This is a genomic window from Marinimicrobium sp. C6131 (assembly GCF_026153455.1).
In the GTDB taxonomy this organism is placed as follows: Bacteria; Pseudomonadota; Gammaproteobacteria; order Pseudomonadales; family Cellvibrionaceae; genus Marinimicrobium.
Genome location: NZ_CP110629.1, coordinates 118018 through 144416 on the forward strand (window position 1 = coordinate 118018; position 26399 = coordinate 144416).

Consider the following 26399-nt stretch of genomic DNA (forward strand, 5'->3'; position numbering starts at 1 on the left):
ATTAACCCTCCTGGTCGCTGGCATTTTGGTCGGCGTTGGTGACTTGCACGGCGGCGCCGTCTCTCAGCGCCACCTGACCATTGATCACCAACTGGCTGCCGGCCTCGAGCCCTTCAAGAATGAGCTGGCGACCGTCGATCACCGGGCCGAGCTTCACGGCCTGGGCGGAGGCGGTGTTGTCTTCACCGATGGTGAACACTTGAGGGCCTTCCGGGCCCTGGCCCACGGCGGTGGGGTCCACCAGGATGGCGTTGTCGTAGTCCGCCAGAGCCAGGCGAATGCGCACAAACTGGCCGGGAATCAGCTCGCTGTCCGGGTTGGGGAAAACCGCACGCATCTGCACGCTACCGGTCATCGGGTCGATGCGACGATCGGCAAAATCCACCTGGCCGGCGCGGGCATACTCACTGCCGTCGGGCAGCACCAGGCGGGCCTCTCGCTCGGAATCGTCGTTCCGGAGCGCTTCACGAGCGACGCGCTGGGCGGTGGCGTCTTCCTCGGGCAGGGCGAAATAAATGTGCACCGGATCGTGCTGAACGATATGGGTCAGAACGGTGCCGGCCTCTACCAGGTTGCCCTCGGTGAGCGCCTCCATACTGGTCAGCCCTGACACCGGCGCTTCTACCCGCGAGTAGCGCAACTGGCGACGGGCATTGCTCAGGGCGGACTCGGCCGCCTCCAGGCGGGCATCGGCGGCGCGGCTGTCGGCGCGGGCCTGATCGCGCTCGCGCTCACTGACCGCATTGCGCTCGAACAGACCTTTCACCCGCTCCCATTCGCGCTCGGCACGCAGTTGCTGAGCCTCGGCACTGGCCAGCTCGGCTTCGGCGGCTTTTACCGCGTCCTGGTAGGTGTCGGGCTCGATCTGAAACAGCGTCTGCCCGGCTTCCACCGCCGTGCCTTCTTCATAATTGCGCGACTCCAGAATACCGGACACCCGGGCGCGCACACTCACTTCGGTGGCGCCGCGTACCCGGCCCGGGTACTCCACCTGATGTTGCGCGGCTTGCGCCTGCACTTCGGTGGTGGTCACCGGTGACGGTGGCCGCTCTTGCTGGCCGCCCTGTTCGGAGCTACAGGCACTGACCAGCAGGGCAAGCGCGGACAGGGCCAGGCCCCGGCGCAGTAATCCGGCGGATGGACGGGAAGTGGGGTACATCATGGTAATAAGCTCCGTTTGATAACAGCGTTAAAAACAAAAAGGTAAAGAGAGTGGCGCCAGTAACGGCGGTCAGTGCTTGAGAATGCCGTGCAGGTAGATATCGAAAATCCGGTCAAAGCGCTCACTGAGCGGTCGACGGGGCAGGGGCGTGTGGCTGAGCACCACCGCTCCGTGCATCATGTCCCCGCACACCTCCATCCACTCCTGGGCGTCGATATCGCGCACCGGGTGGCGCTCGGCGATGCGCCCGAACATGGCGACCCAGTCCTCGCGCCCGGCGAGCATGTAGGAGAAGTACAGGGAGTTCTGGCATTCGCTGCGAAATTCCGCCCGCTCCTGAATGAACAGCTCAATCAGGTCCGGATTTTTCTCGAAGTACAGCAGGTAGGCGCGCATGCCTTCGCGCAGCTGCTCCAGCGGGTCCTCGGGTTGCTCGCGAGCATGCTCAATGGAGGCCTTGAGAGTCTCCAGATTAAAGCGCAGGGCCTCGGTAAACAGCGCCTCCTTGGTGGGGAAGTAACGGTAGACCGTACCTTTCCCGACCCCGGCGGCATCCGCCACGGCCTGCATATCCGCCACCTGATAGCCCCGCTCGGCAAAAATATGGGTGGCCACGGTCAGAATTTCTTCGCGCCGCTGCTCGGCGGATTTGTGCACGCGTTTGGGCTTTTCCGGTTCGGTCATGGGTCTCTCGATAATAAGACGGACTGGTCAGTCCGTTAATGATACGAGCCAGGACGACTTTGGATCAATCAAAGGAGTGTCAATAAACGTTAAGTCTGGGGGAGTGGTGGGCCCTGCTGGGTGTAGCCAAGCGTTTGCGAAGCATTGCTTCGCGCGCCGGCGGAACGACGCAAGGCTATACCTTGCGGCAGGATTAGTCCGCAGAGGTTCAGCACGACCGAAGGGAGTGGTGGGCCCTGCTGGACTTGAACCAGCGACCAATCGATTATGAGTCGACTGCTCTGACCAACTGAGCTAAGGGCCCTTATGGGGAGCCGGGCATTATAAAGACAAGGGACGAGCCTGACCAGCCCATAGCGGGTCGTTCGATCTACTTGTAGAGCCGGGGCGGATACTGTGCTACAAATAAAGAAGGTAAGTGAACTGGCGGCGGTATCCTCCAGTCCAAGAACGGACCACGCAGGCCCTGCTTGCGGGTATTAACCAGAAAGGTGGGAATATGGCGAACGAAGAGCATTCAACCCCGGAGTCACAACCGGCCAACCGAAGGCCCACCGCGACGATTGCCCTGGTCGTTATTGTCGTGGTGGTGATTGTGGCACTGAGCCTATACCTGTTTGGTCGGGACGATGAGCCGGAGCCGGCGCCGGAGCCCACACCGCCGGTACAGCAACCCGAGCCGGAACCTGAGCCTGAGCCCGAACCCGCGCCAGAGCCCGAGCCGGAACCGGAACCCGAGCCAGAACCCCAGCCCGAACCACTGCCGGAGCTGGACCAGAGCGATGAGCCAGCGCTCAATGAGCTGGAGGAGGCAACCGGCAATGACGATGTCGAGCGCCTGCTGGTCAACGAAGAGCTGATTCGTAAGGTGGTGCGCGCGGCGGCCGCCGCCCGTGATGGTAAAGTGGTCCATGAATATCGGCCGGTCGTGTCGCCGCCGCCACCACTGGCCGTGGCGAAGGTCGGCGAAGCCCGAACCGATGCTGAGCAGGAGTATCGGCTACTGGATGAGAACTTCCGGCGCTATGATCCCTACGTCGCCCTGTTGACCGAGAGCGATCCCGAGCAGTTGGCGGGTTGGTACCAGCGCTACCGTCCCCTGCTGGAGGAGGCTTTTGATGAACATGGCGTCAACAATGGGTCCTTCCACGAGGTGGTGCTCGATACCATCGATGAGCTGCTTGAGGCGCCGGAACCACCCAGTGACATTCGCCTGCACCGACCCAAAGTGTTTTACGAGTACCGGGATCCAGAACTGGAAGCCTTATCGGACTTGCAGAAGCTGATGATTCGCATGGGGCCCGAGCACCACCGTGCCGTCAAACAGGCCCTGAGGGCGCTGCGCGACGAGCTGGAGGCGCTGCCGGAGGCTGAATGACCGGCGTATGGTTGCCGGGAGAAATGGCCGGGCCGATGACACATCGGCCCGGTTTTTTGTTTGCCCGGCGAAGCCGGCAAACCCGGTCGTCTGAAAGAAGATGACATCACCCCGACTGAGGGGAAGATAATCCGACTGGCAAGGGCGTCACTGGCCAACGGTGGGGTCTGAAGGAAGCCATAGGAGGTCAACGGTACACAACGACAGTGAACCTGCTTCGGCAGCACAGGTGGGTAAGCGTGCAAGATAGCGCGAAGCCCGATACTCAGTCAGACCTGTGTTGTGATTGAGGGTGGCATCGTTGACGGGGAGCCGGTGCAGTAACCGGGGAAGCCTGACACCGAATCCGGCCGTGCCGGATGCTGGGGCGCAAGGCGAGAGCCGAGGTCACAGTGGGTGCGAGGTGGCAGATGAAGCCGTAGTAGTGAAGAAGTTCCGACCGAAGAAGCCTGGTAACAGTGCGGAGGACAAAGCCGGAACGACCGCTGGCGGAGGTTCAGCGGGCCGAGCGGAGCCAAAAGCCCCGCTGGGATGCGAAGGGCGGAAGTCATTAGCGAGTATGACGGACGACGAGCGAGCGGTGGACGCTGTGTTCACAAGCAGCCCGACGGGGCTGGCACGTGCATTGAGGCGCTGCGGGAACGTGGTGGCTTCGGTGTTCTGCGAACCAGGCAGTAGGGCGATACCGTGGCGGACGATTGCCACAGCGCTAGCACCCGGGCGGATCGCTTGAACCAGGCCGGCAGCCAGACCGACCCTCGAAGCCGTCATCACGGAGATGCGCAGGCATGAGGAGATACTACAGTCTGTACGGGCACCTGCTGTCAAAGCAGCGTCTGTATGAAGCCTTCAGACACGTCAAACGCAACAAAGGTGCGGCCGGAATCGATGGGCAGAGCCTGAGTGCGTTCGAGGCGAATCTGGAGGTGGAGCTGTCGTGCCTGCTACTCGAGCTGAAGGAGAAGCGCTATCGGGCGCGACCGGTCAGACGTGTGGTCATTGCCAAGGAGGATGGCGGTGAGCGTCTGCTGGGCATTCCGACGGTTCGGGACCGGGTAGTGCAACAGGCGTTGCGCGGCATCATAGAACCGATCTTCGAGCCGGACTTCCACCCGTCGAGTTACGGGTATCGTCCGGGACGCCGTGCTCACCACGCCATTGGCAAGGCGGAGTTGTTCGTCCGCCGCTATCGGCGCGAATGGGTCGTGGACATGGACCTGTCGAAATGCTTCGACACCCTCAATCACGACCTGATCATCCGCCGGTTCCGCCGACGGATCACGGACGGCAGTGTTCTGTCACTGCTGCGCCAGTTTCTGGAAAGCGGAGTCATGGTGGGGCACCACCTCGAAGAGACGACGTTGGGCAGCCCGCAGGGCGGCGTGATCAGTCCATTGATTGCAAACGTCTATCTGGACGCCTTCGACCAGTTCATGAAAGCGCGGGGTCACCGCATCGTCCGCTACGCGGACGACATCTTGATCCTGTGCGGCTCACGAGCGGGTGCGGAGAATGCGTTACGGGTGGCCCAAGGGTATCTGGAAGGAGAGCTGAAGCTGAGGGTGAATGCCACCAAGACCCACATCGCCCACAGCGATGAGGGGGTGAAGTTCCTGGGTGTGGTGATCCACACTAAGTACACCCGCATCCAGGACAAGAAGGTGGTGAAACTCAAGCAGACGCTCAAAGCGCTGACCAAGCGAAACCGTGGAATCGGACTTATGCAGATCATCCGCGAGTTGAATCCGGTGCTGCGGGGCTTTGCCGGCTACTTCCGGGTAGCGAACTGCGCTCGGGTTCTGAAGCAGGTGATGAGATGGCTGAGGCGTCGTCTACGCTGCATCCAGCTCACCCAGTGGAAGAAACCGAGCCGGCTACATCGGAGGCTGAAACAGCTGGGCTACCGCCCGCCGTTCAAGTCCATCAAGATGCGTAGCTGGCGCAACGCGGCGTCGCCGCTGGCGCATCATGCGATCCCCAATGCCTACCTGCACGATGAACTGAGGTTGGTAGACCTGACCAAGGTTCGAACCGGCATCACTGTCCCCGAGCTCGGGGTAAGTTAATGGCATGAGCCGTATACGTGGCCCGTATGTACGGTTCTGTGAGAGGGCTGAGGCGGAGACGCCTCACCCTACTCGATTGTGGCCGAGGGGGACAAAAATTTGTTTGACAACGTTGTCCCGAGCAATTACAGTGACCCTTCCAGTATCGTTTGCTGGAGCTCTCTCTCACCTGTTGCGGGGTCGGTGGCAGTGCCCGTCCCCGCTTTTTTGAGCGGGGAGAACCACAGGCGGACAATCAACTAGTATGGCGGCCTCCGGGGCGCCGCGTGTAGAGCCGAACAAGGGCCCGGGTTACTGGGTTGTGATGCAGAATAAGAGGTTGTTTATGGTCAGTGCCCCAACCAATGAGCACTACTATCTGGGAATTGATGGTGGCGGGAGTAAATGCAAAGCCAGCATTGCCGATGCCAGTGGGCGCGTGCTCGGCAGCGCTCTGGCGGGGCCGGCCAACCCCTTGCACGGTGTTGAGCAGACACTGCAGTCTATTGAAAGTGCGGCGCGCCGCGCATTGAAAGAGGCCGGGTTACCGGCACAAACACTCGGCCGGCTGGTGGCGGGAGCGGGGCTGGCGGGAGTGAATCTGCCCAGCCTGTATCGGGTCATCAGTGACTGGCCCCATCCGTTTGCGGAACTGCATCTGACCACGGATTTGCGCATTGCGCTTCTCGGTGCCCATCAGCAAGACGAGGGGGCGGTTATTGTCACCGGGACCGGCTCCTGCGGTTATGTCCGGACCGCGGGTGTGGATCATCTGCTGGGGGGGCACGGGTTTCCCTATGGCGATCAGGGTAGCGGCGCCTGGATGGGACTGGAAGCGATCAAGACGGTCCTGCTGGCCTCGGATGATCTCGGACCAAAAACCCGGTTGATCGAGAGTGTGGCTGAGCTACTGCAGGCGCGTGGCCTGGCGATTGTCGAACGGATGTCGGGCAAGCCGTCGAGTGATTACGCTCGCCTGGCACCGCTGGTATTTGACGCCGCCGAGGCCGGCGATCCGGTGGCGCTGGACATTCTTCGCGACGGAGCACGCTACATCAGTGCCATGGCGCGCAAGCTGCTGGCTTACCAGCCACCGCGGCTGTCACTGATCGGGGGAATGGCCGAGCGCCTGGAGACCTGGCTGGATCGGGATGTGGCCGAGCGGTTGTCCCGGCCTCTCGGGCCACCGGAAGCCGGAGCGCTGTTGTTCGCGCGCCAGCAGAGCGCATTGGCCAATACCGCCTGAACGCTATCAACACAATACGATAACAATTCTGAACGTCGATTCGCGAGGCTGCTATGACCACCGACACCACTGCCCGGGCTCCGGCCACTTCCAGCGCACTCATTCCGATGACCATTATCGGTGTGCTGTTTTTTGTGTTTGGCTTTGTGACCTGGCTGAACGGCGCACTGATTCCCTTTCTGAAAATCGTCTGTGAGCTCAATGAGTTTCAGGCGCTGTTCGTCACCTTCGCGTTTTACATCGCCTATACCGTCATGGCACTGCCTGCAGCGCTGGTGTTGCGCCGCACCGGGTACAAGACCGGGATGGTCATTGGCCTGGCGGTGATGGCGGTGGGGTCGCTGGTGTTCATTCCCGCTGCCCAGTCCAGTCACTATGTCGTGTTTCTATTGGCGCTGTTTATTCTCGGTACCGGGTTGACCTTATTGCAGACCGCCGCCAATCCCTACATCGTGTGTATTGGTCCGCGCGAGAGTGCCGCCATGCGGATGAGCATCATGGGGCTGTTGAACAAGGCCGCCGGGGTGGTGGCTCCCGTGGTGTTTACGCTCTGGGTGCTGACCGGCATGGACCAGTTCGACGAGGATGTGCTGTTGGCGCTGAGCGCCGAGGCGCGCGCGGAGCGGTTGGCGGAGCTGTCCAATCGCCTCGTGGTGCCCTATCTGTACATGGCCGGGGCGCTACTGGCCCTGATGCTGTTTGTACAGTTCTCATCCCTGCCGGAGTTGAACGTCGACGCCGAAAGTGACGACGAAGCGGGGGATAAGCTGGGCATCCTCAATCATCCCCAGGCAATTCTGGGAGCGATCGCGCTGTTCATGTACGTCGGGGTGGAAGTGATCGCCGGCGATACGATCGGGCTCTATGGGCGGCGAATGGATGTGGCCCACTTCGGTTCACTGACGGCCTACACCATGACGTTTATGGTCATCGGGTATGTGGTCGGCGTGCTGTGCATTCCCCGTTTTCTCAGCCAGGCGAGGGCGCTGGCCGGGTCTGCCATTTTCGGTGTGCTGTTCACGGTGGGGGTATTGACCGGGTCCGGCGATAGCGACTGGATTGCTTCTGTTCTGTTTGGCTGGCTGGGCATTCCCACGGTGCCCAACACGGTCATGTTCCTGGCGCTGCTGGGGTTGGCCAATGCCTTGTGCTGGCCGGCGATCTGGCCCCTGTCGCTGGCGGATCTGGGTAAATACACCAGTGTCGGCTCGGCGCTGCTGATCATGGGAATTGCCGGCGGGGCGGTGATCCCGCTGTTGTATGGCCACTTTGCGGAAACCACCAGTAATCAGGCGGCCTACTGGGTGATGCTCCCCTGCTACGCCTACATTCTGTTTTATGCCCTGAAAGGGCACAAGCTGCGCCACTGGAAATCCTGAGCGGCGCTTCCCCCTCTCCTCTGCCTGGCCGGTTCGCACTGCGGCGACCGGTCACTTTTTTGAGGTGTCTCTATGTCTGAAGCTTCCGTCAATCGACGTTTTCTGGCTCTGGATGTCATGCGAGGTCTGACCCTCGCACTGATGATTCTGGTCAATACGCCCGGTTCCTGGAATGCGGTGTATGCACCGCTACTACATGCCGACTGGCACGGTGCCACACCCACGGATTATATTTTCCCTTTTTTTCTGTTTATCGTCGGCTCCGCGCTGTTTTTCTCGAGTCGTTCGCGCACCACACAGCCGGTTCCGACCCGGCTGCTGAATATCGTGCGCCGCAGTGCCTTGATCTTTCTGATCGGTGTGCTGCTCAATGCATTTCCGTTTACGGACGGTCTGGCGACGCTGCGCATTCCGGGCGTTCTGCAACGAATCGCGCTCGCATACCTGTTGGCGGCACCGATTGCTCTGTTTGTGCCGGGGTTGTGGCGGGGGGTGATCATGGTCGGCCTGTTGCTTGGTTACTGGGCATTGTTGCAGTTGGGGGAAGACCCTTACAGCCTGCAGGGCTCGGTGGTGCGTCAGTTTGATCTGTGGGTATTCGGGGCGGAGCATATCTGGCAGGGCAAGGGGCTGGCGTTTGATCCGGAAGGATTGTTGTCGACGCTGCCCTCGGTGGTGACGGCGCTGCTCGGTTTTGAGGCGACGCGCATTCTGGTGCTGGGCGCATCGCGCCGGCGCAGCCTCGGGCTGCTCGCTCTGGGCGGTGTGGCTCTGGTGGCGCTGGGATTACTCTGGCACCCATGGTTTCCGATCAACAAATATCTGTGGACCAGCTCATTCGTGTTGCTGACCGGAGGTGCCGCGCTGCTGGTGTTGGTCGGCCTGGTGTTGCTGGAGTCCTGGTCAGCGGTAAAGCCCGTGTATCGCGGGTTCGCCATGCTGGGTAAAAACCCGCTGTTTATCTATGTGCTGTCGATTATCCTGGCGAAAACCCTGTACCTGATTCCGGTGGGGGAGGGGACGGCCTATCAGTGGTTGTATGCCTCCCTGGCGCAATGGTTCAGCCCCACCAATGCGTCGCTGTTGTTTGCCCTCCTGTTTGTCGCCGTGCACTGGCTGGTCGCCTGGTGGCTTGAGCGCAAGCGCATCGTCATTGCCATTTAAAACCTGCACGCAAAAAAAAAGCCGCGAACCCCCAGAGTGTGGTTCGCGGCGCAAGCGGCGCGTCAGGCCAAAAAAACGTCAGGCGTCAGTCTGTTCTTCGGTGGTTTCCTCTTCGGCCTGGTCAATGGTGAAGTTCACCTCGGTGGTGGTGTCGGCTTCAACGGTGGCGTTGGCGGTACCGAAGAACACCAGTTCATCGACGGCTTCCGGGTCGTCATCCAGGGCACCGCAGGTGTAGGCCAGGGTGTAATCACCCTCGGACACAAAGCCGACTTCATAGCGGTACTCGCCGTCCACATCAGACACCAGAGCGGTCGTCAGTGGGTCGGTTTCCGCACCGGACACATCGGTGGGTGTGACATCGGCACCGGAGTACACGTAGACCGAGCCGGTCTGGTTGGCGGGATCCGCGCACTGGTCCACCAGTACTTCGGCATCCACGCGTCCGGCGATGGTGCCCACGGATGTGTTGTCAATCAGGCGCAGTGCCGGCTTGAGGAAAGCGCCCGCCTGGCCGCCCGGCATGACCACCGACTTGCGCAGGTCAAAGTCGATGGTGAAGTTGGCGGTACCACCGGCAACCACGGTGAAGCCGCTGACCAGCTTCAGGCCGGTCTGGCTGCCACTGGGTACGCGCAGTTCCGGCATGGTGCCGTCATCCAGCTCGATGAAGGAGTCCAGGACGCCGTCGTGCTCGGCATTCACCGCCAGGCGGATCCACTCGTACTCGCCAGCGGGTACGGTTTCATCGGTCAGCAGCGACTCGGAGGCGGAGCCCTGAAGCGCCAGCAGATCGATGCTCTTGGGTTCGTCGAAGGTGAATTCCAGCGCTTCGCCGTCGGCGGGTTTCAGGGAGACGCCGGAGAATTCCACCACCACCTGGGCGGCGCTGTCGATGGGGGCGTCGGTCACGCTCAGACTCAGACGGCCCTCGTTGCTGCCAGGGCCATCATCGCTGGAGCTGCCGCCGCAAGCCACTAACGTGGCCAGGGAGGCGGCCAGAGCCAATTGCAGCGGGCGTTTTTTGAACTGTGTCATCAGTATCACCTCGTTATGGTCTATGGAATCAACGTGTCAATGGTGACCCGAGCCGGAGAATTAACGGGCTCGAGAGGTCAACATGAGTTGCTGTAAGTCGTTTTTTGACACTATAGTCCCAAAAACGGATTTTGCAATGTGATTTTAGTCACATTTACTGAATGTTTTTTGACGCTATAATCCCAACATGAGCGATAGAACCCAAAAAGCCCTGATTCGGGCGCTTTATCGAATGCTGCGTCCGATGGTGCGGTTGCTGTTGCGCCATGGGGTGTCTTATCGCCTGTTCGCCGATATCGCTCGCCATGTTTATGTCGATACGGCCCGGGAAGACTTCGCGATCCCGGGGCGCAAACAGAGCCTGTCACGCATGGCGGTGTTGACGGGCATCAACCGCAAAGACATCGCAAAGCTGCAAGAGCGTTCCCACCCCCTGTCCGATGCCCCCGCCGAACAACCCACACCCGCCGCCCGGGTTATCACCGGCTGGCTGAATGACGTACGCTTCCACACTTCGGCCGGGGAGCCGGCCATGTTGCCAGTGGAGCGCGAAGACAACGGCCCGAGCTTTACCCTGCTGGTGCGTGAATACAGCCGCGACGTGCCGGTACGGGCCCTGCTGGATGAGCTGGAGCGTATCAAGGCGGTTCGGCGCAATGGAGAGGGGGTATCGTTACTGGCCCGGGGCTACATTCCCCTGGAGGACATGCAGGAAAATATCCGGATTTTTGGGACTGCGGCGGCAGATTTGATGGGTACCATGGATCACAATATCGCGAAACAAGCGCCGGGTCCGTTTATTCAGCGAACGGTCTCCTACGCCAACATACCGGAGGAGCTCCTTGAACGTATTCGAGAGCGCAGTGCCCGGGAGGGGCAGGCCTTCCTGCTCCAGGTGAATGACTGGCTGGCCGAGTGTGATCGAGAACAGTCCCCGGAGCTTGCGGGTTCCGGCCAGGTGCGGGCCGGCATCGGCCTTTACTATTTTGAGCAACGAAATGACGAGCGTTCATTTCCGGGTACCGGAGTCATCTCCGGCGAGGAAAATGCGACGCCCAAAGAGGATGATTCATGAAGCGGCTTGGTGTGGTCAGTGCAACGCTGGGAGCCCTGATGATAGCGGGGTGTCTGAGCGATAGTTCGTCAGTGGCGGGGATTGAGGGCACCGGCAGTCCGACCACCGTCAGCGGCAGTGTGACCGCCTATGGCAGCGTCTATGTCAACGGTCTGCATATCGAGATCGATACGGCCGATATCTTTGTTGAGGGTGAACCGGCCGATGTTGATGACATCACGTTGGGAATGGTGGTGGATGTCGACCTCGATCAGCTTGAGGGACAAGACGCGGTCGCAGGCGCGGTCCGTTACAACCGTAGCCTGCGCGGCCCGGTGGATGCCCTGGTTTCGGTCAGTGATGTTCGCCGGGAAATCCGGATTCTGGGGCAGACCGTGGTGGTGTATGACGATGTGAGGTTCGATGGGATCGCTTTTGAATCACTCGAACCGGGGGCGTACCTTGAAGTGAGCGGGTTGGAGGCTGCCCGGGGACAGTGGCGGGCGACGAAGGTCGCCATCGCCGATCGGGGCCCGTTGACCGCTCAGGGGCGTGTCAATGACTGGCGTGGGGATCAGCAGCGCTTCCAGCTCGGCGAGCAGTTGGTAGACACTTCGCAGGCCCGGGTGAGTGGCGAGTTGGCTGACGGTGTCACCGTGGTCGTGCGCGGCGGGGAGCGACGCGGCGAATTCTGGTATCCGGATCGTATCGAATTGATCGATCGGGCCAGCCCCCAAGAGGGAGGCCGGTGGATCAAGGAAGGGGTGATTGAGCAATATACTTCGCTGGAAGCCTTCGAAGTGAACGGCGTTACCGTTGATGCGAGTGGTGTCCAGGGATTGTCGACCGACTCGGGTCTGGCGGAAGGCGTTCGGGTGATGGTGACCGGCACGCAGCGTAATGGGACAGTGGTCGCCGATCGGGTCGAGGTGTTGCGCCCCGGCGTCAATCGGATTCGCGCCCCGGTGGATGACATCGACCCGGAAACCGGTGAGGTCGTTTTGCTCGGCGACACCTATCAGATAACGGACCTGACCGCGTTTGAAAATCCCGCCGGCCGGGGTAACCCGCGCGAGCGAGTCAACCTGAACAGCGTCCGGGTAGGCGAATGGCTGGAGCTTTATGCCTATTACCGAGACGAGTCCCAGGTGGTGACGCGGGTCCGGCGGCAGACGGGGAACGTTGACACCGTCGCCCTGTCGGGCCCGGTTACCGGGATTGACCGTGACAACCGGTGGCTGTCGGTAATGGGGGTGACGGTGGTCGTTGAGGGTGCCACTGGCGAGTCGCTGTTCGACGAGTTGGCGCCGGGGGATTCGGTGTCGGTGACCGGGGTAGCGTCCGGCGCCCATGTGACGGCGGCGTCGCTGAGCCGTCGCGATGTACCGGAGGATGTTCGGGGCTGTCCACCGCCACTGCCGGGGCAGTGTGCAGCGGCGGCGGAACCGTCTGCGACGGCGCCAACGGAGGAGGGGTTGCTACGCTTCCGGTTCTGATCAGAACCGTTGCGTCGCTCCGTCAATCCAGCTTTGCCGCACTTGCAACTGGTCGTCCACGGCCACCAGGTTGGCCCGGTACCCCGGGGCCAGTCGTCCCAGTTCCCGCTCCAGTCCGAGCATTTGCGCCGGATAGAGGCTCGCCATACGCAGGGCTTCCTCCAGCGGCAGCCCGAGCTGCGTTACCGTGTTGCGCACGGCACTGAGCATGTCCAGATCCGAGCCCGCGAGCGTGCCGTCTGCCGTGGCGCAGCGCCCGTTTTCGGCGTGAATGACCTCGCCTTTCAGGGTGAACTGCTTGAGTTCGGCACCGACCGTTGGCATGGCATCGGTAACCAGAACCATCTTGCCCCGCGGTTTGGCGGCGACCGCCACTTTCAGGGTGGCGGCGTGCACATGATGGCCGTCGACGATCAGGCCGCACCAACTGTCCGGGTCCTCCAGCGCGGCACCGACGACACCGGGTTCCCGACTGGTCATGGGAGTCATGGCATTGAACAGGTGAGTGAAGCTGCGCACCCCGGCGGCCAGTGCGGTACGGGTCTGTTCGTAGTCGGCGGCGGTATGCCCGGCCGCCACCATTACCCCGCGCCGGGTCAATTCGCGGATCAGTTCCGGGGTGGTGCGTTCCGGCGCCAGGGTGACCAGGGTAAATCCGTTATCCAGTGAGCTCAGTAAATCGACAGCTTCGGGCGTCAGGCGGCGGAACTTGCTCTCATCGTGAACCCCTTTGCGGGCCGGATTCAGGAACGGGCCCTCCAGGTGAATGCCCAGTATGCCGGGTACTCCATCGGAGATCGCTTGGCGGACCGCACCAATGGCCCGGGCCACGATGTCCAGGTCGTCGCTGATCAGGGTGGGGAGCAGTCCGGTGGTGCCGTAGCGCCGGTGCGCTGCACCGAGCGTTCGCAGGGTATCCACAGTGGGGGCATCATTGAACAGCACCCCACCTCCGCCGTTGACCTGAGTATCAATCAGGCCGGGAATCAGTCGCATTCCGGGCATACTGTCTACGAGGTAGTCGGCCGGGATCTGGTCTTCTGGCACCAACGCCCTGATGCGACCCTCGTCGATCAATAAAGCCCGATGTTCCAGCCACTCATCGCCGGTGAATATCGGAGCCTGGATCAATGCCTGTTTCATAGTCGGGATGCTCTCTGCGGTCAATCCGCGTTAAACGGTTTCCGTCACTTTGTTCAGGTGCGGTGGTTCATCGGGATGATACCCGCGTGCGATTGCCAGTGCATTGGCCATGCGGTAGAAACTCTGGATGGCCAGGATGGGCGCAATGACCGGGTGGGCGTCCGGGACCACGGGCAGCGTGTCGGCAACGTCCGCCTGGCCAGCCACCAGGACCCGGGCACCCCGCTGGCGAAACTCCTGAACCAGCGACTCGGTGCTCTCGCGGGTCTCATCCTGTTGGGCGAAGACCAGCACCGGGAAGTTTTTCCCGACGATCGCCATGGGACCGTGCCGGACTTCGGCGGCGCTGAACGCCTCGGCATGCAGGCCACAGGTTTCCTTGAGTTTCAGCGCGGCTTCCTGGGCAATGCCAAAACCGAGCCCCCGACCGATCACGAACAGATTGTGTACCGGAGTCAGAGCCGTCACGGCATCGGACCAGTCAAATGCCCAGGCCTGGGCCAGCGCCTCGGGCAGACGGCGCAGCGCCGCGCGCAGCGATTCGCTGTCGGCCCACTCGGTCACCAGGTGCAACAGGGCTGACAGACTGGCGATATAGGACTTGGTGGCGGCTACACTCACCTCCTGACCGGCCTGCAGGGGCAGTACCAGATCGGCCATTTCTGCCAGCGGAGAGTCGGCGACGTTGACCAGCGCCAGGGTCAGTGCTCCGGCCGCCTTGGCGCGCTCGACATTGGCGAGCAGGTCCGGGCTCTTCCCGGACTGGGAGATGGCAATATACAACACACCGTCGAGCTGCTGCGGACGTTGGTACACCGAGCCGACCGATGGGGCGGCGGAGCAGGTGATCAGACCGAGTTGGGTTTCGATCAGGTATTTGGCATAGGTGGCGGCATGGTCCGAACTGCCCCGGGCGCAGGTCACCACGGCGCGGGGCCGGTAGGCGCGCAGACGCTCGGCGACCGCTTTGACCCGGGCGGCATTGTCGATGAGTTGGTGGCTGACCACAGCTGCGGCGTCGTGGGCCTCGCGGTGCATCAGCGTCTGTTCCGGAGAAGGGAGTGGGGCGGTGTTCATGGAAGCTCCTGTCTTGGCTCCCGGCGACAAGTCCGGGAATCCGGTAAGAAATCATGGTCTGAACAATATCGTTTAGACAACGTTGTCTTTTGGGCTATTCTGCACTTGTCGAGGTGGAAAGTAAAGGGGGCCACTCGAGGTGGCTGGCGTCAGGAGGACTCCGGGGTGCGGGACGGAGGTGGGCAGGTTGAGTCGCGCACCACCAACTGGGGATAAAACCCTTCGCTGGTGGTGGGTTTATCGCCCTTCCGGTGGCGGATCTGATGGATCAACAGTTCCGTCGCCGTGCGGGCGATGTCCGCATTGGGCTGGCGGGCGGTGGTCAGGTTGGGCCAGGCCTGGCGGGAAAAGGGGCTGTCTTCGAAACCCACGATGGACAGATCCCGCGGCACATCCACGCCCGCCAGGCGGGCCGCGAACAGGGTGCCCGCCGCGATTTCATCGTTACAGGCAAATACGGCGGTGGGTCTTGGCGTCAGGGAGAGCAGTTGCCGGGTGCGTTTGACCCCGGATTCGAAGGCGTACTCCCCCTCAATGATCAGGCGGGGGTCCGGGTCAATCTGGTTGTCCGCCAGGGCCTGTTGGTAACCGGCCAGACGCTCCATGCTGGATTTGTGCGCTTCCTCCCCGCCCAGAAACGCAATGTCCCGGTGCCCGAGATCAATCAGGTACTGGGTGATCTTGTATGCGGCCGTTCGGTCATCCACGAATACGCAGGGTGAGCGGGTGTCCGGTGGCTGGCTCCCGGACAGAATCCGCACAAAGCGGATGTTGCGCTCGGTCAGCGCCTCCAGTACCTCGGGCATTTCCGACATGGGGGGCGTGAGTACCAGCCCGCCGACGCGGCTGCGGTCCACCATGCCGAAGATTTCATCCAGCAGCTCTGGGGATTTGGCGTCGCAGGGGTGAATCACCAACTCGTAGTCCTGGCGGCGGCACTCGTCGAGAATGCCGCGCTGCATTTCGATCACGTAGTTGCTGTTGGGGTTGTCGTAGATGAAACCGATGGAGGAAGCGGCGCCGCGCAGTACCCTGGCCGACAGATTGGGCTGGTAGTTCAGCTCTTTGATGGCTTTCCAGACCTTGTCCTGCAGTTCCTGGCCGACTGTACTCTCCCGGTTGATCACCCGGGAGACGGTTTTGAAGGACACGCCGGCGCGCTTGGCAACGTCTTTGATGGTTGGCTTCATTGCAGCTGAAATCCGCTTGGCTGGGTGGAGACGTCCGTCGTTCACGGTCAAGGCCGGGCACTATACCATAGTCCGTTACCGGCATAATCACTGTCCGGTATGCGGTTCGGAAGGCCAGCGCAGCGTGAAACGGGCGCCGCCGGTGGTGGCGGTGTCCACCCGCACAGTGCCGTGGTGCCATTGCATCACCCGGTGCACAATGGCGAGTCCCAACCCGAACCCGGCACTGTGCAGTTCCGGGGCCTCACGCAGGCGGACAAAAGACTCAAAGATCCGCTCCCGTTCCTCTTCGGGAATGCCCGGACCGTCGTCTTCGATCTGGACCTGGGTCTCATCCGCCGCCGTGGTGAGTGTGATGTCGACCCGCCTGCGAGCGTAACGCAGGGCGTTCTGTAACAGGTTGTGCAGGGCGCGCTCCATCAGTGGCCAGTCGCAGACCACCGGTGGCGGATGGGCCGCCGTGTGCAGATAGAGGCGCGGGGGATGATCCAGATGTCCGCTGAGGCGATGCCAAAGGTCCTGTAACAGGCCGGGCATGTCTCCGGGTGTCAGGTGCAGGGAGGGTTGTTGCTCGAAGCGGGCATAGTGCAGCAACTGGTTGACCAGTTGATCCATCTCCGCGACATCGGCTCTCAGACTCTGCAGCCGGGTGCGCAGGGTCTGTGGATCGCTATTGGCATCGGCCATCTCCAGGGCAAATTTCATGCGAGCCAGGGGGGTGCGCAGCTCATGGGATACGGCATGGGTCATTTCCCGTTGGGAGCGCAGCAGGTCGCGAATGCGCCGGGCCATCTGGTTGAATGCCTGGGCCAGACGCTGGGCCGCGGAGTGCCCCTGGAGCTCCATGACGGCGGTTTCCGGGTTGCGCCCCAGCGCCTCGGCCTGTTGTTCCAGGCGGTTCAGGTCCCGGGTCAGAGGCCAGAGCCAGAAAAATACAACGGCCGCCAGGGCGCCGTAAAAGAGCACCGCCAACAAGGCCTCAAAGCGCCGCGATGCGTCGGGCGTCACTTCGCCGATGATGATGACCTGGGGATGATCCGCGAGCTTACCGTAGTGGTAGAGGTTGCCATTGGCGTCTTCGAACGACAGTGACTCACCGGCCTCCAGACGTGCTTTGATGGACTCCCCGGAAATGTCCGACAGGGGTGCCAGGCGAACATCCGCCTGGCCCTCACTCGCCAATCGGTGAATCAGGGCGCGGGTCTGGTCAAGCGGACGACCGGCACTGCTGTGTTGAAGCACACTGGTGAGTACGGCACCGGGCGCCTGAGTCGGGTGCTCGGCCTGGTAGGCGCTCCAGAGCTGATCCAGTGCCCACCCCAGGCCCAGGGTCGCCAGGACGATGAGCAGGTACAGGGAGAGGAAGGCTCTTTTCATGGCCGATGCCGGATCAGGCCGTTCACTCGGCATCCCAGGCGTCGGCGATAAAGAGATAGCCTCGGCCCCAGATGGTTTTGATGCGGGAGGGGTTGTCCGGATTGTCCCCCAGTTTCTTCCGCAGTTGGGATACGCGCACATCGATGGTCCGGTCCATACCATCATAGGGGCGACCGTAAAGCTCCCGGAACAGAAAATCCCGACCCACCACGTCGCCGGCGCGCTGGGCCAACAACCACAGCAGGTCGAACTCGTGACTGGACAGTTTGATGGGAGCACCGTCCAGCTCGACACTGCGGGAGCCGCTGTGCACCTCCAGCGTCCCGAAGTTGAGCGTCTGCGGGGCGCTCGGAACGCCGGGCTCGATGCGGCGCAGCAGGGCCCGTATGCGAGCCAGCAGAATCCGGGGTTCCGCGGGCTTGATGACGTAGTCGTCGGCGCCGAATTCCAGCCCCAGAATCTGATCAGCGTCTTCGTTGCGCGCGGTGAGCATCATGATCGGTCCGGTGAACGCCGGGCGCAGCTCCCGACACAGGGTCAGGCCGTCTTTGCCGGGCAGCATGATGTCCAGAATCAGCAGATCCGGCTGAAGCTGACGGACGCGTTCCGGGACCCGGTCGCCGCGGTCTTCCACCGCAACTTCAAAACCATTGTCGGTCAGGTAGTCCCGAACCAGTGCGGCAAGGCGGTGGTCATCTTCGGCCAGGAGAATCTGTTGCATGGGCGTCCGGTCTGTCGGTTGGTGATCGGTCAGAAAAAATTCCAGGGTTTGCGCCGGCGAGAGCGGAACTCGGTGTACTCGCGGATGACTTCAAACAACCGGCTGGCGAGCAGTCGGTTGTCCTGTTCGGCCCGTAACTGGAACGTCAGGCTCTGTTCGGTTCGAGCCTCGTACTGAAACTCCCCCTGGTCTTCTTCTCGCCAGCAGGCCAGGGGCTGGTCGTCCTGATCGACGAACAGGCACAGGGCGTCGGGGTAATCACTATGCCAGCGGATATCGACCCGTTCTTCGCACAGAACCTGATTTTCGGCCAGGGCACAGATGCTGGGTTTAAGCTCCAGTTCGGTGTCTGCCGCGCTGGCGCTGGCCGCAAACCAGCCCGCCAGGATCCACAGGGACTGGCGCGCTGATCGACTATGTGTACCGCCATACCTCAGTTGCCCGAGTCTAAAAATGGTAAACGCCCCCGACGAAGATTTGCATCACCTTATTCTGGTCAGTCAGGGGGCTATGGCGTACCGATTCGCTCAGGTATTCGTACTGAACGCTGGCCAACCAGCGCCATTGTTCACTGACGGGTTGATTCCAGCTCAGGCGCACAAAGGGTGCCGTGCCGCTACCGGGGCGGTAGGCCGCTCGGTTGCCGCCTGATTCCCCCTGGGTGACGCCGTAATAGTATTCCATCACCTCGGCGCTTTTCCAGCTGAATCCGAGGCTGAGGCCCAAATGATGGGGTCGCGGGTGGATTCCCGTGCTGACCGCAAACCGGAGCTCCTCCCCATTGTGTACGCCACTGACATCGGACAGTGCCTGGAATTGCCACTGAAATCGACCGAAATCACCGGAGGTTTCCACCCCGGCCAGGGCGGCGACATTCCGGTCCCGGAGCGGGGGCGGGGATACCTGGGCCGGCTCGGGGTTGGTGGGGGCGGGGCTTTCCTGGTCCCGCTGATCCTCCTGGGGCCCCTCAAAAGCATCCTCGTCTTCTATGGCTGGGGCCTCATCGGGCGCCGGGCTGAAGTTTGCCCCCAGGGTATTCAACCCTCCCTGGAGAAAAAACCGGCCCCAATCGTCTTCAAAGAAGTACAGGCCGTCGCCGCTGGGGGTGATCAACAGGTTTACCATCCAGTCACGTCGGTCAATCAGGGTATAACCCAGGTCCAGGTTGTCAAAGAAAAACCGCTTGCCGTAATAAGTCACCTGAGGAACCAGAACCAGCGGCACATCATCGGCACCGGCGATCGGGTTGGTGCGCAGCCCGGCGCCGACGGCCAGCCTGATGTCCCAGGTACCCGCCGCCACACACCCGGGCCCGCTGTGGTCGCAGTGCGATGGGCGATCGCTCGCCAGCCCCGGGGCCGTCAGGCCCAGTGCCAGCATCAATGCCGCCAGACGGTATACGCGAGCCGGGGAATCGGTTAACCACGTCATGAAATGGGTACTTACTCTCGCTAATGGGTTCTATGGTCACCGCTGCGGGTGCCTCTTTCCGCGTCCGTCGGGGCGGATCGGTTGAGCCTTCAGTGTGCCTGCTGCGACGGAAAAAAGCCGTCATGCCTTTGTGAGAGTGTGTAAAAACCTGTAAATCTCGGTGCCTTTTGACCAATGTGTGGCGCTGGACACCGGTTACACAAAGTTACACTCTTTCGCAGTTGCACTACAGAAACCGGGCGCCCGTGGGGCTACAGTGAGGGGATGATGCCATAAACCCCCACTATTTTCTCAGGAGGATGGATTCGAATGAACGTTCGTTCAGTGACCTTGTGCGCGCTGGCAGCCAGCGCGATGCTACTGGCAGCTTGTGGTGGCTCCAGCGGTGACGGGCCCGGTCCGGGTCGCTACGACACCGATTATCGCCAGCTTCGTTGGGCAGACCCCGCGCTGGAGCCCCTGACCAATGAGCATCCGCCTGAAGCCGTGTCACAGTATTTGCGCAACGGGCTGCGTTTGCAGGTGAGCGCCGTTGACAACGGCATGGTCGAGGAAGACGGTGTGGCAATGCCGGACGCTCAGGAGAATGCGGCTGGCGATTTCTCCCGTACCAATGTTCATGTCGAAGGGGTGGATGAGGCCGACCGGCTGAAATATGACGGTCGCTACCTCTTCGTCGCCGAGTCCCCCCAGTACAGTTATCACCGGTTTGCCGAGAGTGTTGCACTGGACGATGCCGCCGGTGATGATGGATCAGTGCCGGAGCCTGCAGCCGTTCAGGCGTTGCGTATTTTTGAAACCGACCCCGCGCAGGCCAGTGCAACCGGAGTCATGCGTTACACCCTCGACCGGGAGGCTGATTCGCCTCTGGTGCTGTCCCAGCTCTACACCCTGGAGCAGGGCGGCACCACCGAGGCGGTGGTGGCGCTCAGTGACAGCCGTTATTACTACGGAGGCTGGGGATGGATGGGCATGCCGGAGATCGCCCTTCAGGCTGGCCATACCCGGATCGAGCTGGTGGACGTCCAGTCACCGGAGAATCCCGCAATCCGCTGGTCCCTGGAGGTGGAGGGAACACTGCTCAACAGCCGGAAAATCGGCGATGTGCTTTATCTTGTTTCCCGCACCCGCCCCCACATTGAAGGCCTGGAACCCTATGCCGGTACCGACGAGGCGCGACAGAACAATGAACGTTTGATCAGCTCCACCCCGATGTCTGAGTTGTTGCCTGGCTATCGCATGGATGAGTCGCCAGAGCAACCGCTGGTACGCGAAGGAGACTGCTATCTGCCGGAAACATTGAACCCCGATGAAGGTTTCGCCGACATAGTGACCGTGAGCGCCTTCAATCTTCGGGAGCAGCGACTGGTGAGTGCGATCTGTGTCAATGCGTATTTGAGCGGCCTGTACCTGTCGCTGGACAGTCTGTATCTGGGAACCCATGCCGGCAATTGGCTCGACCAGAAGACCGGGCTGCACAAGTTTGCTATTGCCGGGGGCGAGATTGATTACCGAGGCACGGGGTTGGTGCCGGGAGCACTGAACTGGTCAGACCCGTCCTTCAGCATGGATGAGGCACAGGGTTACTTGCGGGTGGTGACCACCCTTCGGGAAGACTGGAGCAACCCAGAGCACTTTTTGCATGTGCTTCGGGAGGCCGCCGATCCCGACAGCCGCACCCTGGAGGTGGTTGCACGGCTGCCCAACGAGGCACAACCGGAGCCGATCGGCAAGCCGGGCGAGGATATCTACGCCGTCCGTTTCCTGGGGGACCGGGCCTATATCGTCACCTTTGAACGCATCGACCCGTTGTATGTGCTGGATGTCTCAGATAATGAAAACCCCTCTGTGCTCGGGGAACTGGAGATTCCCGGTGTGTCCAATTACCTGCACCCCGTAGGAGAGGGATACCTGGTGTCCGTGGGCCAGGAAGCCGATGAAAACGGCGGTTTTGGCGGGGTGAAAGTCGAACTGTTTGATGTGCGCGATGACCTGAACCCGGTCAGCGTCGAGGCCGTTGTGCTGGGCGGATCCGGGAGTTGGAGCGAGGCGTTGACCGACCTGCGGGCGTTCAATTTCCTGCCGGTCGGCACGGATCAGTTGCGCTTTACCGTTCCGGTGACTCGTCGCGACGATTATCGTTGGCTGGATACCGGGTTGTTCCTGTTTGAGGTGAACGGGCTGACCGGAGAGCAGGCAACGCTGGAAACTCAGGCGCCGCTGATCGTGGCTTCGGCGAATAGCTCCGGCTTTGAGTACCCCGTAGGCGGCGGAAGTGACCGCAGCCGGTTGCACGGGGATACGGTGTACTACCTGCACGGCAATGACATTTGGGCTCGCGATTGGGATGACCCCGAATCGCTTAATGGGCCATTCGGTTTCAACACAGGGGAGTGACGCAAGATGCACAAACTGATGATCTCGATGAATATCGCTTCCAACGGTCAGGCCCGGGAGCCAGAGGCTCTGTTGGAACTCCGACGTCGAGTCCGGGATGTGAATACGAGCCCGGAGGAGGCGCTCTATGTCCACTGGCAACTCTGGCAGATGAGTGGCTTTGATTCCTATCAGTTCACGCTCAGCCGGTGCGGTTCGGTAGGGTGCAACGACATCCGGGTAAAAGTGTCGGGCGGGGCCGTGATTTCTGCCCATGAACTCGGCTCTGGCAGGCTTTGCTCGGCGGCCGAAGTGGGCACGGTGGATGACTACTTCCGTTGGATAGAGGCGGAGTTATACGGTAAACCGCGAACCCCTCAAACGGTTTACCACCCTCTGTACGGATACCCCCTGAGCTTTGCTCTTGAGGTGGCCCATACCCGCCAGGAACAGGAGCGCCAGCTCGCGTAGCGTGCCGCCCCTGTCCTGTTTTTGCACGGACGGAGAGCCCGTACAAACATCGATCATCGGGCGAACACTTTATCCGCTAAACTGTCATAGTGTAGGTATGATCAAGTTGCAGATCCGGCCTTCCTCCGAATCTGACGGTGATTGCGAGAGGTGTCCTGATGCGCATGTCCTGGGCCCCAGTGGCCTTCGTCCTGCTGCTCGGCGCCTGCAGCCACATGGAGCCCCTGCCTGAGTGGGTGCAGGCGCCTTCCTCCCGGGACCTTGAGCAGGTCCTTTCCGGCGAGCTGTTGTTTGATGAACCGCCCGCCGACGCCGAATTGCCTCCCTATGATCTGATGACGTTATCCCCCATGATGCGAGTGGTGGCGGAGGAGATTGCGCTGCAATACCGTCACCCGGCTCAGCGTGCAGAGGCTCTGCACCGGGCGTTGCTCTCCTCCCAGATGGCCGGCGGGCTGGGTATGCGGTATACCGCGCTGAACACCACGACGGCGGCTCGCGCGTTTGAACGGCGCGAAGTGAACTGCCTCAGTTTTACGTTGATGTATGTGGCGATGGCCCGGCACATTGGCCTGAAGGCCGAAGTCAACGATGTGCAGGTACCACCGATGTGGGACTTGCGGGACGGCGAATCCTTCCTGCTGTTCCGTCATGTGAATGCCAAGGTGCTGTTGCCCCGAGGCGAGGAACTGGTGGTGGATCTGGAGATGGAGCGCTACAGTCCGGTGTACGAACAGTCGGTGATTGGTGACCGGCTGGTGGCCGCGCAATTCTACAATAATCTGGGAATGGAGCGGGCGGCCGCTGGCGATCGGCGCCAGGGTTTTCTGCACCTGCGCAGAGCCTTACAACTTGATGACCGGCAAAGCTACCTCTGGAACAACCTGGGAACCCTGTATAAACGTATGGGCGTGCCTGGCGCAGCCGAGGTGGCTTATCGACAAGGGCTGGCGCTGTCACCGGCGGATCTGTCACTGATGAGCAATCTCGCCAGCCTGTATGAAGCCGAGGGCGAATCGGAAAAAGCGACCTACTTCTTGCAGCGGGTCCGGGAGCACCGCAACAGTAATCCCTACTACCTGTACTCATTGGCCCGTGAGCGGCTGGAAAAAGGGGATCTCGCCCAGGCCGAGCGGTACCTGGAGCAGGCCATGGCGCGCCAGACCGAGGAGCCGAGGTTTTACAGGTTGGCAGCGGAGATTTATGATCAGCGGGCCCTGCCTGAAAAGGCGGAAGTCATGCGCCGCAAGGCGGAAAATCGGCGGGAAGAAATGTATCTGTAGGGTGCAAGGCCGATCGCGCTGTGTAAAAAAAGGGGACTGGCGCGAAGCGCACAGTCCCCGAAGCGATAGACACTGGCTAAGGTCTATACAGGAGGTTTCCTGTCAGAACTGATAGCCGATGGAGAACTTCACGTTGCGCGGCAGGATGTAACGGCCGTTGGCCGATACCCCGGCGGCACGTGGGTCACCCTCGGTCAGAGCTTCCTCGTCGGTGAGGTTATCCACGGCAAGCTGGAACTCCAGGTTCTCGACATTCACAATCACACCCAGGTCGAACTTCTCGTAGCTGGACAGCTTGTTGATGTTTCCGTTGTCACTGTAACGATCACCGATGATACTGGCGGTACCGTAAACGACGGCATCCACACCGTTGGCGAAGGACAGGTTGTAGCTCGGTGACAGGCGGATCTGGGAGTCCGGCTGGCGCTGGACGCTGTTGCCGGCATCATCACCGCTCTTGATCTCGGTGTCCTGCAGGGTGGCGTTCAGAGTCAGTTCGAACTCGCCCCAGTAGAGATTACCGTCCAGTTCCACACCCATGGCTTCGGTTTCCAGTCGGTCGAAATCGTTCAACGCGACGTTGCCAAACGGTTGCCCTTTGGTTTCATTCATGAAGCCGGTGGCGTACAGGGAGTAGTTGGCCTGGGAGAGCTTGTAGCCCAGTTCGTACTGCTGTACGTCAATGATCAGGTCGGATCCGTTCAGGAAGTCGCCGCGGAAGTCACGGTAAGCGTCGAAGTCCGGAAATTTCACCCCGTCATTGATCCGCACAAAGACGCCCGAGTCTTCGGTCAGCGCCCAGTTCGCCGCGGCGGTGTAGGTTACCTTGTCTTCTTCGGTATCCAGTGTCAGGTCCGCGATACCATCGCGGGCACCGTCGTCCACCGAGTAGGTGGTCTCGCGGGTCACGACACGTATACCAGCATCAAGGGTGAGGTCGCCCAGGTAGGTTTCCCCCGCCATGTAGAAGGCGTTTTCACGGGCATCACCGATGGCGTCGACATCGTATTTGAACCCGCAGGTGGTCTGATCAAAGTCCTGACAGGCATCGTCCACGCTGTCCGGGCTGATCATCTGACCATTTTGACCCAGCTCGTAGTATTTGGAGTTCCCGATGGACCAGATTTCATCGACTTCCCAGGTAGAGGCGTAATAGCCCACGGTCAACTTGTAGTCGTCCCATTGCTTGGCAAGACTCAAATCGTTGCTGAAAGCTTCGATGTCTTTTTCAACCACCCAGGGGCCGAACCGCTGGACCAGTGCGTTGGCGGCTACTTCGTCGCCGGTGATGGTGGTGCCAGCCAGTCCGCCATTGAGGCTGCCCATGGTCACCGCCGCACCGTCCGGTACGAATCCGTAGGTATCGGCGTCACCCTTGGTGAGCCCGAATCGGTCGGTAAAGGTCCAGCCATTGGCCAGGTCCAATTCGATGGAGCCGCCGGTCACGCTGCCGTCCCAGCCGCGACCCTTGCCCATGTCACGCATCTCAAAGGTGGTTTCGGTACCGCCCATACCATCGCTGCCCGAGTAGGGAACCAGCACATTGCGGTTGGCGGCGCCGACCTGGGTGTAGCTGGCGTCGATCCCGGTGGGGTTGCCGTCGCTGTCCTGCAATGCGACCGGCAGGTACCAGGTACCGTGATCATCGGTCGCGCGATGGAACAGGTTGATCTTGCCGTTATCGAGCCGTTTGGTGAGGTTGATCGTAAACTGATTGCCTTCCTCGGCATCGAAACCGGCTTCACGCACGCCCTCGGAGGAACTGACATAGCCGCCGATCATGTAGTAGAGGTCATCGCTCAGCTCGCCGCTGACCATGCCGTCTACCCGCTGCAACCCGAAATCGGAAGTGGAATATTTGAGGACCCCTTCAGTATCCGGGCCGCCTTCTTTCAGAATGAAGTTGGTGGTCAGGCCCACTTGGCCGTTGGAGTAAACCGGGTTGGGACCACCGCGCAGGCCTTCCATGCGCTCGATGGTTTCATCCACGCGGAAAATGGTGGAGTTTTCCAGAAATGACAGAGTGGGCGGTGGGTAGACCGCCAGTCCGTTGACGGCGACGGTGACAAAGTCGGCGTCACCGCCACTCGGGAAACCACGGACGAAAATGTTTGCACCGGACACACCGCCGGAACTCTCAACCCAGACACCGGGAACCGTTTTCAGCAGGTCGGCGGTACTGGAAGGGGCCTTGCGTTTGATGTCTTCCGCACTGACGGTGGAAATGGCGAAACTGGCGTCCAGCTTGCGCATGGCGGCACCACCGGGTGTACCGGTTACCACCACTTCCTCAATGGCTTGCATGTTGGGCTGCTGATCGGTTTCCTGAGCCTGTACCGGTGCGTTCAGCGCCAGGGCGGCCACTGAGCCAAGCCACAGTGCTGACTGGCGTGAGTGCTTCAGGGCGTTGAGTGTTCGGGCCAGAGGTTTCTGGGTCATCATGGCATTTCTCCTCCCCGCAATGCGGGTCATTATTGTTGGACGTTGGTGAGCACAGCTGGACCGGCCACTGGCGGGTCGGTCCGGTATTTTTGTCTCTCTCGGTGTTACCTGTTCTGTTCTCTCCATGGGGCACCTCTATGTGGACGCCTGAGGGGTGTTCCACCGCGCTCGATTTTTAGCTTAGTTCAGCTAACTCCGTATTGCAATCGATTGCAAATTATTTTTACAAACGATTTCATAAT

21 protein-coding genes and 1 tRNA gene are annotated in these 26399 nt (G+C 61.1%); 10 read left to right on the plus strand and 12 right to left on the minus strand.

Going from position 1 to position 26399, the window contains the following annotated elements:
* Nucleotide 1 precedes the first annotated feature (1 nt).
* The 3 genes from OOT55_RS00445 to OOT55_RS00455 all read right to left on the minus strand — a co-directional run bounded on the left by OOT55_RS00445 (nucleotide 2) and on the right by OOT55_RS00455 (nucleotide 2150).
* Entirely contained in the window at nucleotides 2-1162 is a 1161-nt protein-coding gene (locus OOT55_RS00445; protein ID WP_265367233.1) for an efflux RND transporter periplasmic adaptor subunit, read from the minus strand.
* 69 nt (nucleotides 1163-1231) lie between these two features.
* Nucleotides 1232-1846, minus strand: a complete 615-nt coding sequence (locus OOT55_RS00450; RefSeq protein ID WP_265367234.1) for a TetR/AcrR family transcriptional regulator — start codon at nucleotides 1844-1846, stop codon at nucleotides 1232-1234.
* A gap of 227 nt (nucleotides 1847-2073) precedes the next feature.
* Nucleotides 2074-2150: transfer RNA gene (locus OOT55_RS00455), tRNA-Ile, on the minus strand.
* Nucleotides 2151-2345: 195 nt separating this feature from the next.
* Between OOT55_RS00455 and OOT55_RS00460 the strand changes: the two genes are divergently transcribed.
* The 5 genes from OOT55_RS00460 to OOT55_RS00480 all read left to right on the plus strand — a co-directional run bounded on the left by OOT55_RS00460 (nucleotide 2346) and on the right by OOT55_RS00480 (nucleotide 9058).
* Nucleotides 2346-3224: a DUF3014 domain-containing protein gene (locus OOT55_RS00460; RefSeq protein ID WP_265367235.1), complete on the plus strand. Its 879-nt coding sequence runs from the start codon at nucleotides 2346-2348 to the stop codon at nucleotides 3222-3224.
* 788 nt (nucleotides 3225-4012) lie between these two features.
* Nucleotides 4013-5290 carry a group II intron reverse transcriptase/maturase gene (gene ltrA, locus OOT55_RS00465; RefSeq protein WP_265367236.1) on the plus strand — a complete coding sequence of 426 codons (1278 nt, stop codon included), beginning with the start codon at nucleotides 4013-4015 and terminating at the stop codon, nucleotides 5288-5290.
* Nucleotides 5291-5615: 325 nt separating this feature from the next.
* Nucleotides 5616-6515, plus strand: a complete 900-nt coding sequence (nagK, locus tag OOT55_RS00470; RefSeq protein WP_265367237.1) for an N-acetylglucosamine kinase — start codon at nucleotides 5616-5618, stop codon at nucleotides 6513-6515.
* Between the two features lie 38 nt (nucleotides 6516-6553).
* Nucleotides 6554-7894 carry a sugar MFS transporter gene (locus tag OOT55_RS00475; protein WP_416141010.1) on the plus strand — a complete coding sequence of 447 codons (1341 nt, stop codon included), beginning with the start codon at nucleotides 6554-6556 and terminating at the stop codon, nucleotides 7892-7894.
* Nucleotides 7895-7966: 72 nt separating this feature from the next.
* Nucleotides 7967-9058: an acyltransferase family protein gene (locus tag OOT55_RS00480; protein WP_265367239.1), complete on the plus strand. Its 1092-nt coding sequence runs from the start codon at nucleotides 7967-7969 to the stop codon at nucleotides 9056-9058.
* Nucleotides 9059-9136: 78 nt separating this feature from the next.
* Here the strand turns inward: OOT55_RS00480 and OOT55_RS00485 are convergent, their stop codons facing one another.
* Complete coding sequence (locus tag OOT55_RS00485) at nucleotides 9137-10096, minus strand: DUF4382 domain-containing protein (protein WP_265367240.1); 960 nt, start codon at nucleotides 10094-10096, stop codon at nucleotides 9137-9139.
* Between the two features lie 187 nt (nucleotides 10097-10283).
* On the opposite strand from OOT55_RS00485, the gene OOT55_RS00490 reads away from it, so the two are divergent.
* Nucleotides 10284-11171 carry a DUF6502 family protein gene (locus OOT55_RS00490; RefSeq protein ID WP_265367241.1) on the plus strand — a complete coding sequence of 296 codons (888 nt, stop codon included), beginning with the start codon at nucleotides 10284-10286 and terminating at the stop codon, nucleotides 11169-11171.
* Entirely contained in the window at nucleotides 11168-12646 is a 1479-nt protein-coding gene (locus tag OOT55_RS00495) for a DUF5666 domain-containing protein (RefSeq protein ID WP_265367242.1), read from the plus strand. Before OOT55_RS00490 ends, OOT55_RS00495 begins: the two co-directional genes overlap by 4 nt.
* On the opposite strand, the gene nagA is transcribed toward OOT55_RS00495, so the two are convergent.
* The 7 genes from nagA to OOT55_RS00525 form a co-directional block, all read right to left on the minus strand.
* The gene (nagA, locus tag OOT55_RS00500) at nucleotides 12647-13789 is read right to left on the minus strand and encodes an N-acetylglucosamine-6-phosphate deacetylase (protein WP_265367243.1); all 1143 of its coding nucleotides are present in this window, start codon (nucleotides 13787-13789) and stop codon (nucleotides 12647-12649) included. It lies immediately after the preceding gene.
* A 30-nt stretch (nucleotides 13790-13819) separates the two neighbouring features.
* Nucleotides 13820-14866 (minus strand): SIS domain-containing protein, encoded by a 1047-nt coding sequence (locus tag OOT55_RS00505; protein WP_265367244.1) that lies wholly within the window; start codon nucleotides 14864-14866, stop codon nucleotides 13820-13822.
* A 149-nt stretch (nucleotides 14867-15015) separates the two neighbouring features.
* Complete coding sequence (locus OOT55_RS00510) at nucleotides 15016-16056, minus strand: LacI family DNA-binding transcriptional regulator (protein WP_265367245.1); 1041 nt, start codon at nucleotides 16054-16056, stop codon at nucleotides 15016-15018.
* A gap of 87 nt (nucleotides 16057-16143) precedes the next feature.
* Entirely contained in the window at nucleotides 16144-17433 is a 1290-nt protein-coding gene (locus OOT55_RS00515; RefSeq protein ID WP_265367246.1) for an ATP-binding protein, read from the minus strand.
* A 22-nt stretch (nucleotides 17434-17455) separates the two neighbouring features.
* A complete protein-coding gene (locus tag OOT55_RS00520; protein ID WP_265367247.1) occupies nucleotides 17456-18154 on the minus strand; it encodes a winged helix-turn-helix domain-containing protein in 699 nt (232 codons plus the stop codon).
* A gap of 29 nt (nucleotides 18155-18183) precedes the next feature.
* Entirely contained in the window at nucleotides 18184-18609 is a 426-nt protein-coding gene (locus OOT55_RS17805; RefSeq protein WP_416141011.1) for a DUF3019 domain-containing protein, read from the minus strand.
* The gene (locus OOT55_RS00525) at nucleotides 18602-19585 is read right to left on the minus strand and encodes a MipA/OmpV family protein (protein WP_265367248.1); all 984 of its coding nucleotides are present in this window, start codon (nucleotides 19583-19585) and stop codon (nucleotides 18602-18604) included. The genes OOT55_RS17805 and OOT55_RS00525 overlap by 8 nt, the downstream gene beginning before the upstream one ends.
* Nucleotides 19586-19894: 309 nt before the next feature.
* Between OOT55_RS00525 and OOT55_RS00530 the strand changes: the two genes are divergently transcribed.
* The 3 genes from OOT55_RS00530 (at nucleotide 19895) to OOT55_RS00540 (ending at nucleotide 23715) form a co-directional block, all read left to right on the plus strand.
* Nucleotides 19895-21982 (plus strand): beta-propeller domain-containing protein, encoded by a 2088-nt coding sequence (locus OOT55_RS00530; protein WP_265367249.1) that lies wholly within the window; start codon nucleotides 19895-19897, stop codon nucleotides 21980-21982.
* A gap of 6 nt (nucleotides 21983-21988) precedes the next feature.
* Nucleotides 21989-22432, plus strand: coding sequence for a DUF6174 domain-containing protein (locus tag OOT55_RS00535; RefSeq protein WP_265367250.1), 444 nt, complete (start codon nucleotides 21989-21991; stop codon nucleotides 22430-22432).
* A gap of 164 nt (nucleotides 22433-22596) precedes the next feature.
* The gene (locus tag OOT55_RS00540; protein ID WP_265367251.1) at nucleotides 22597-23715 is read left to right on the plus strand and encodes a hypothetical protein; all 1119 of its coding nucleotides are present in this window, start codon (nucleotides 22597-22599) and stop codon (nucleotides 23713-23715) included.
* A gap of 102 nt (nucleotides 23716-23817) precedes the next feature.
* On the opposite strand, the gene OOT55_RS00545 is transcribed toward OOT55_RS00540, so the two are convergent.
* Entirely contained in the window at nucleotides 23818-26157 is a 2340-nt protein-coding gene (locus OOT55_RS00545; RefSeq protein ID WP_265367252.1) for a TonB-dependent receptor, read from the minus strand.
* Nucleotides 26158-26399: the final 242 nt, after the last annotated feature.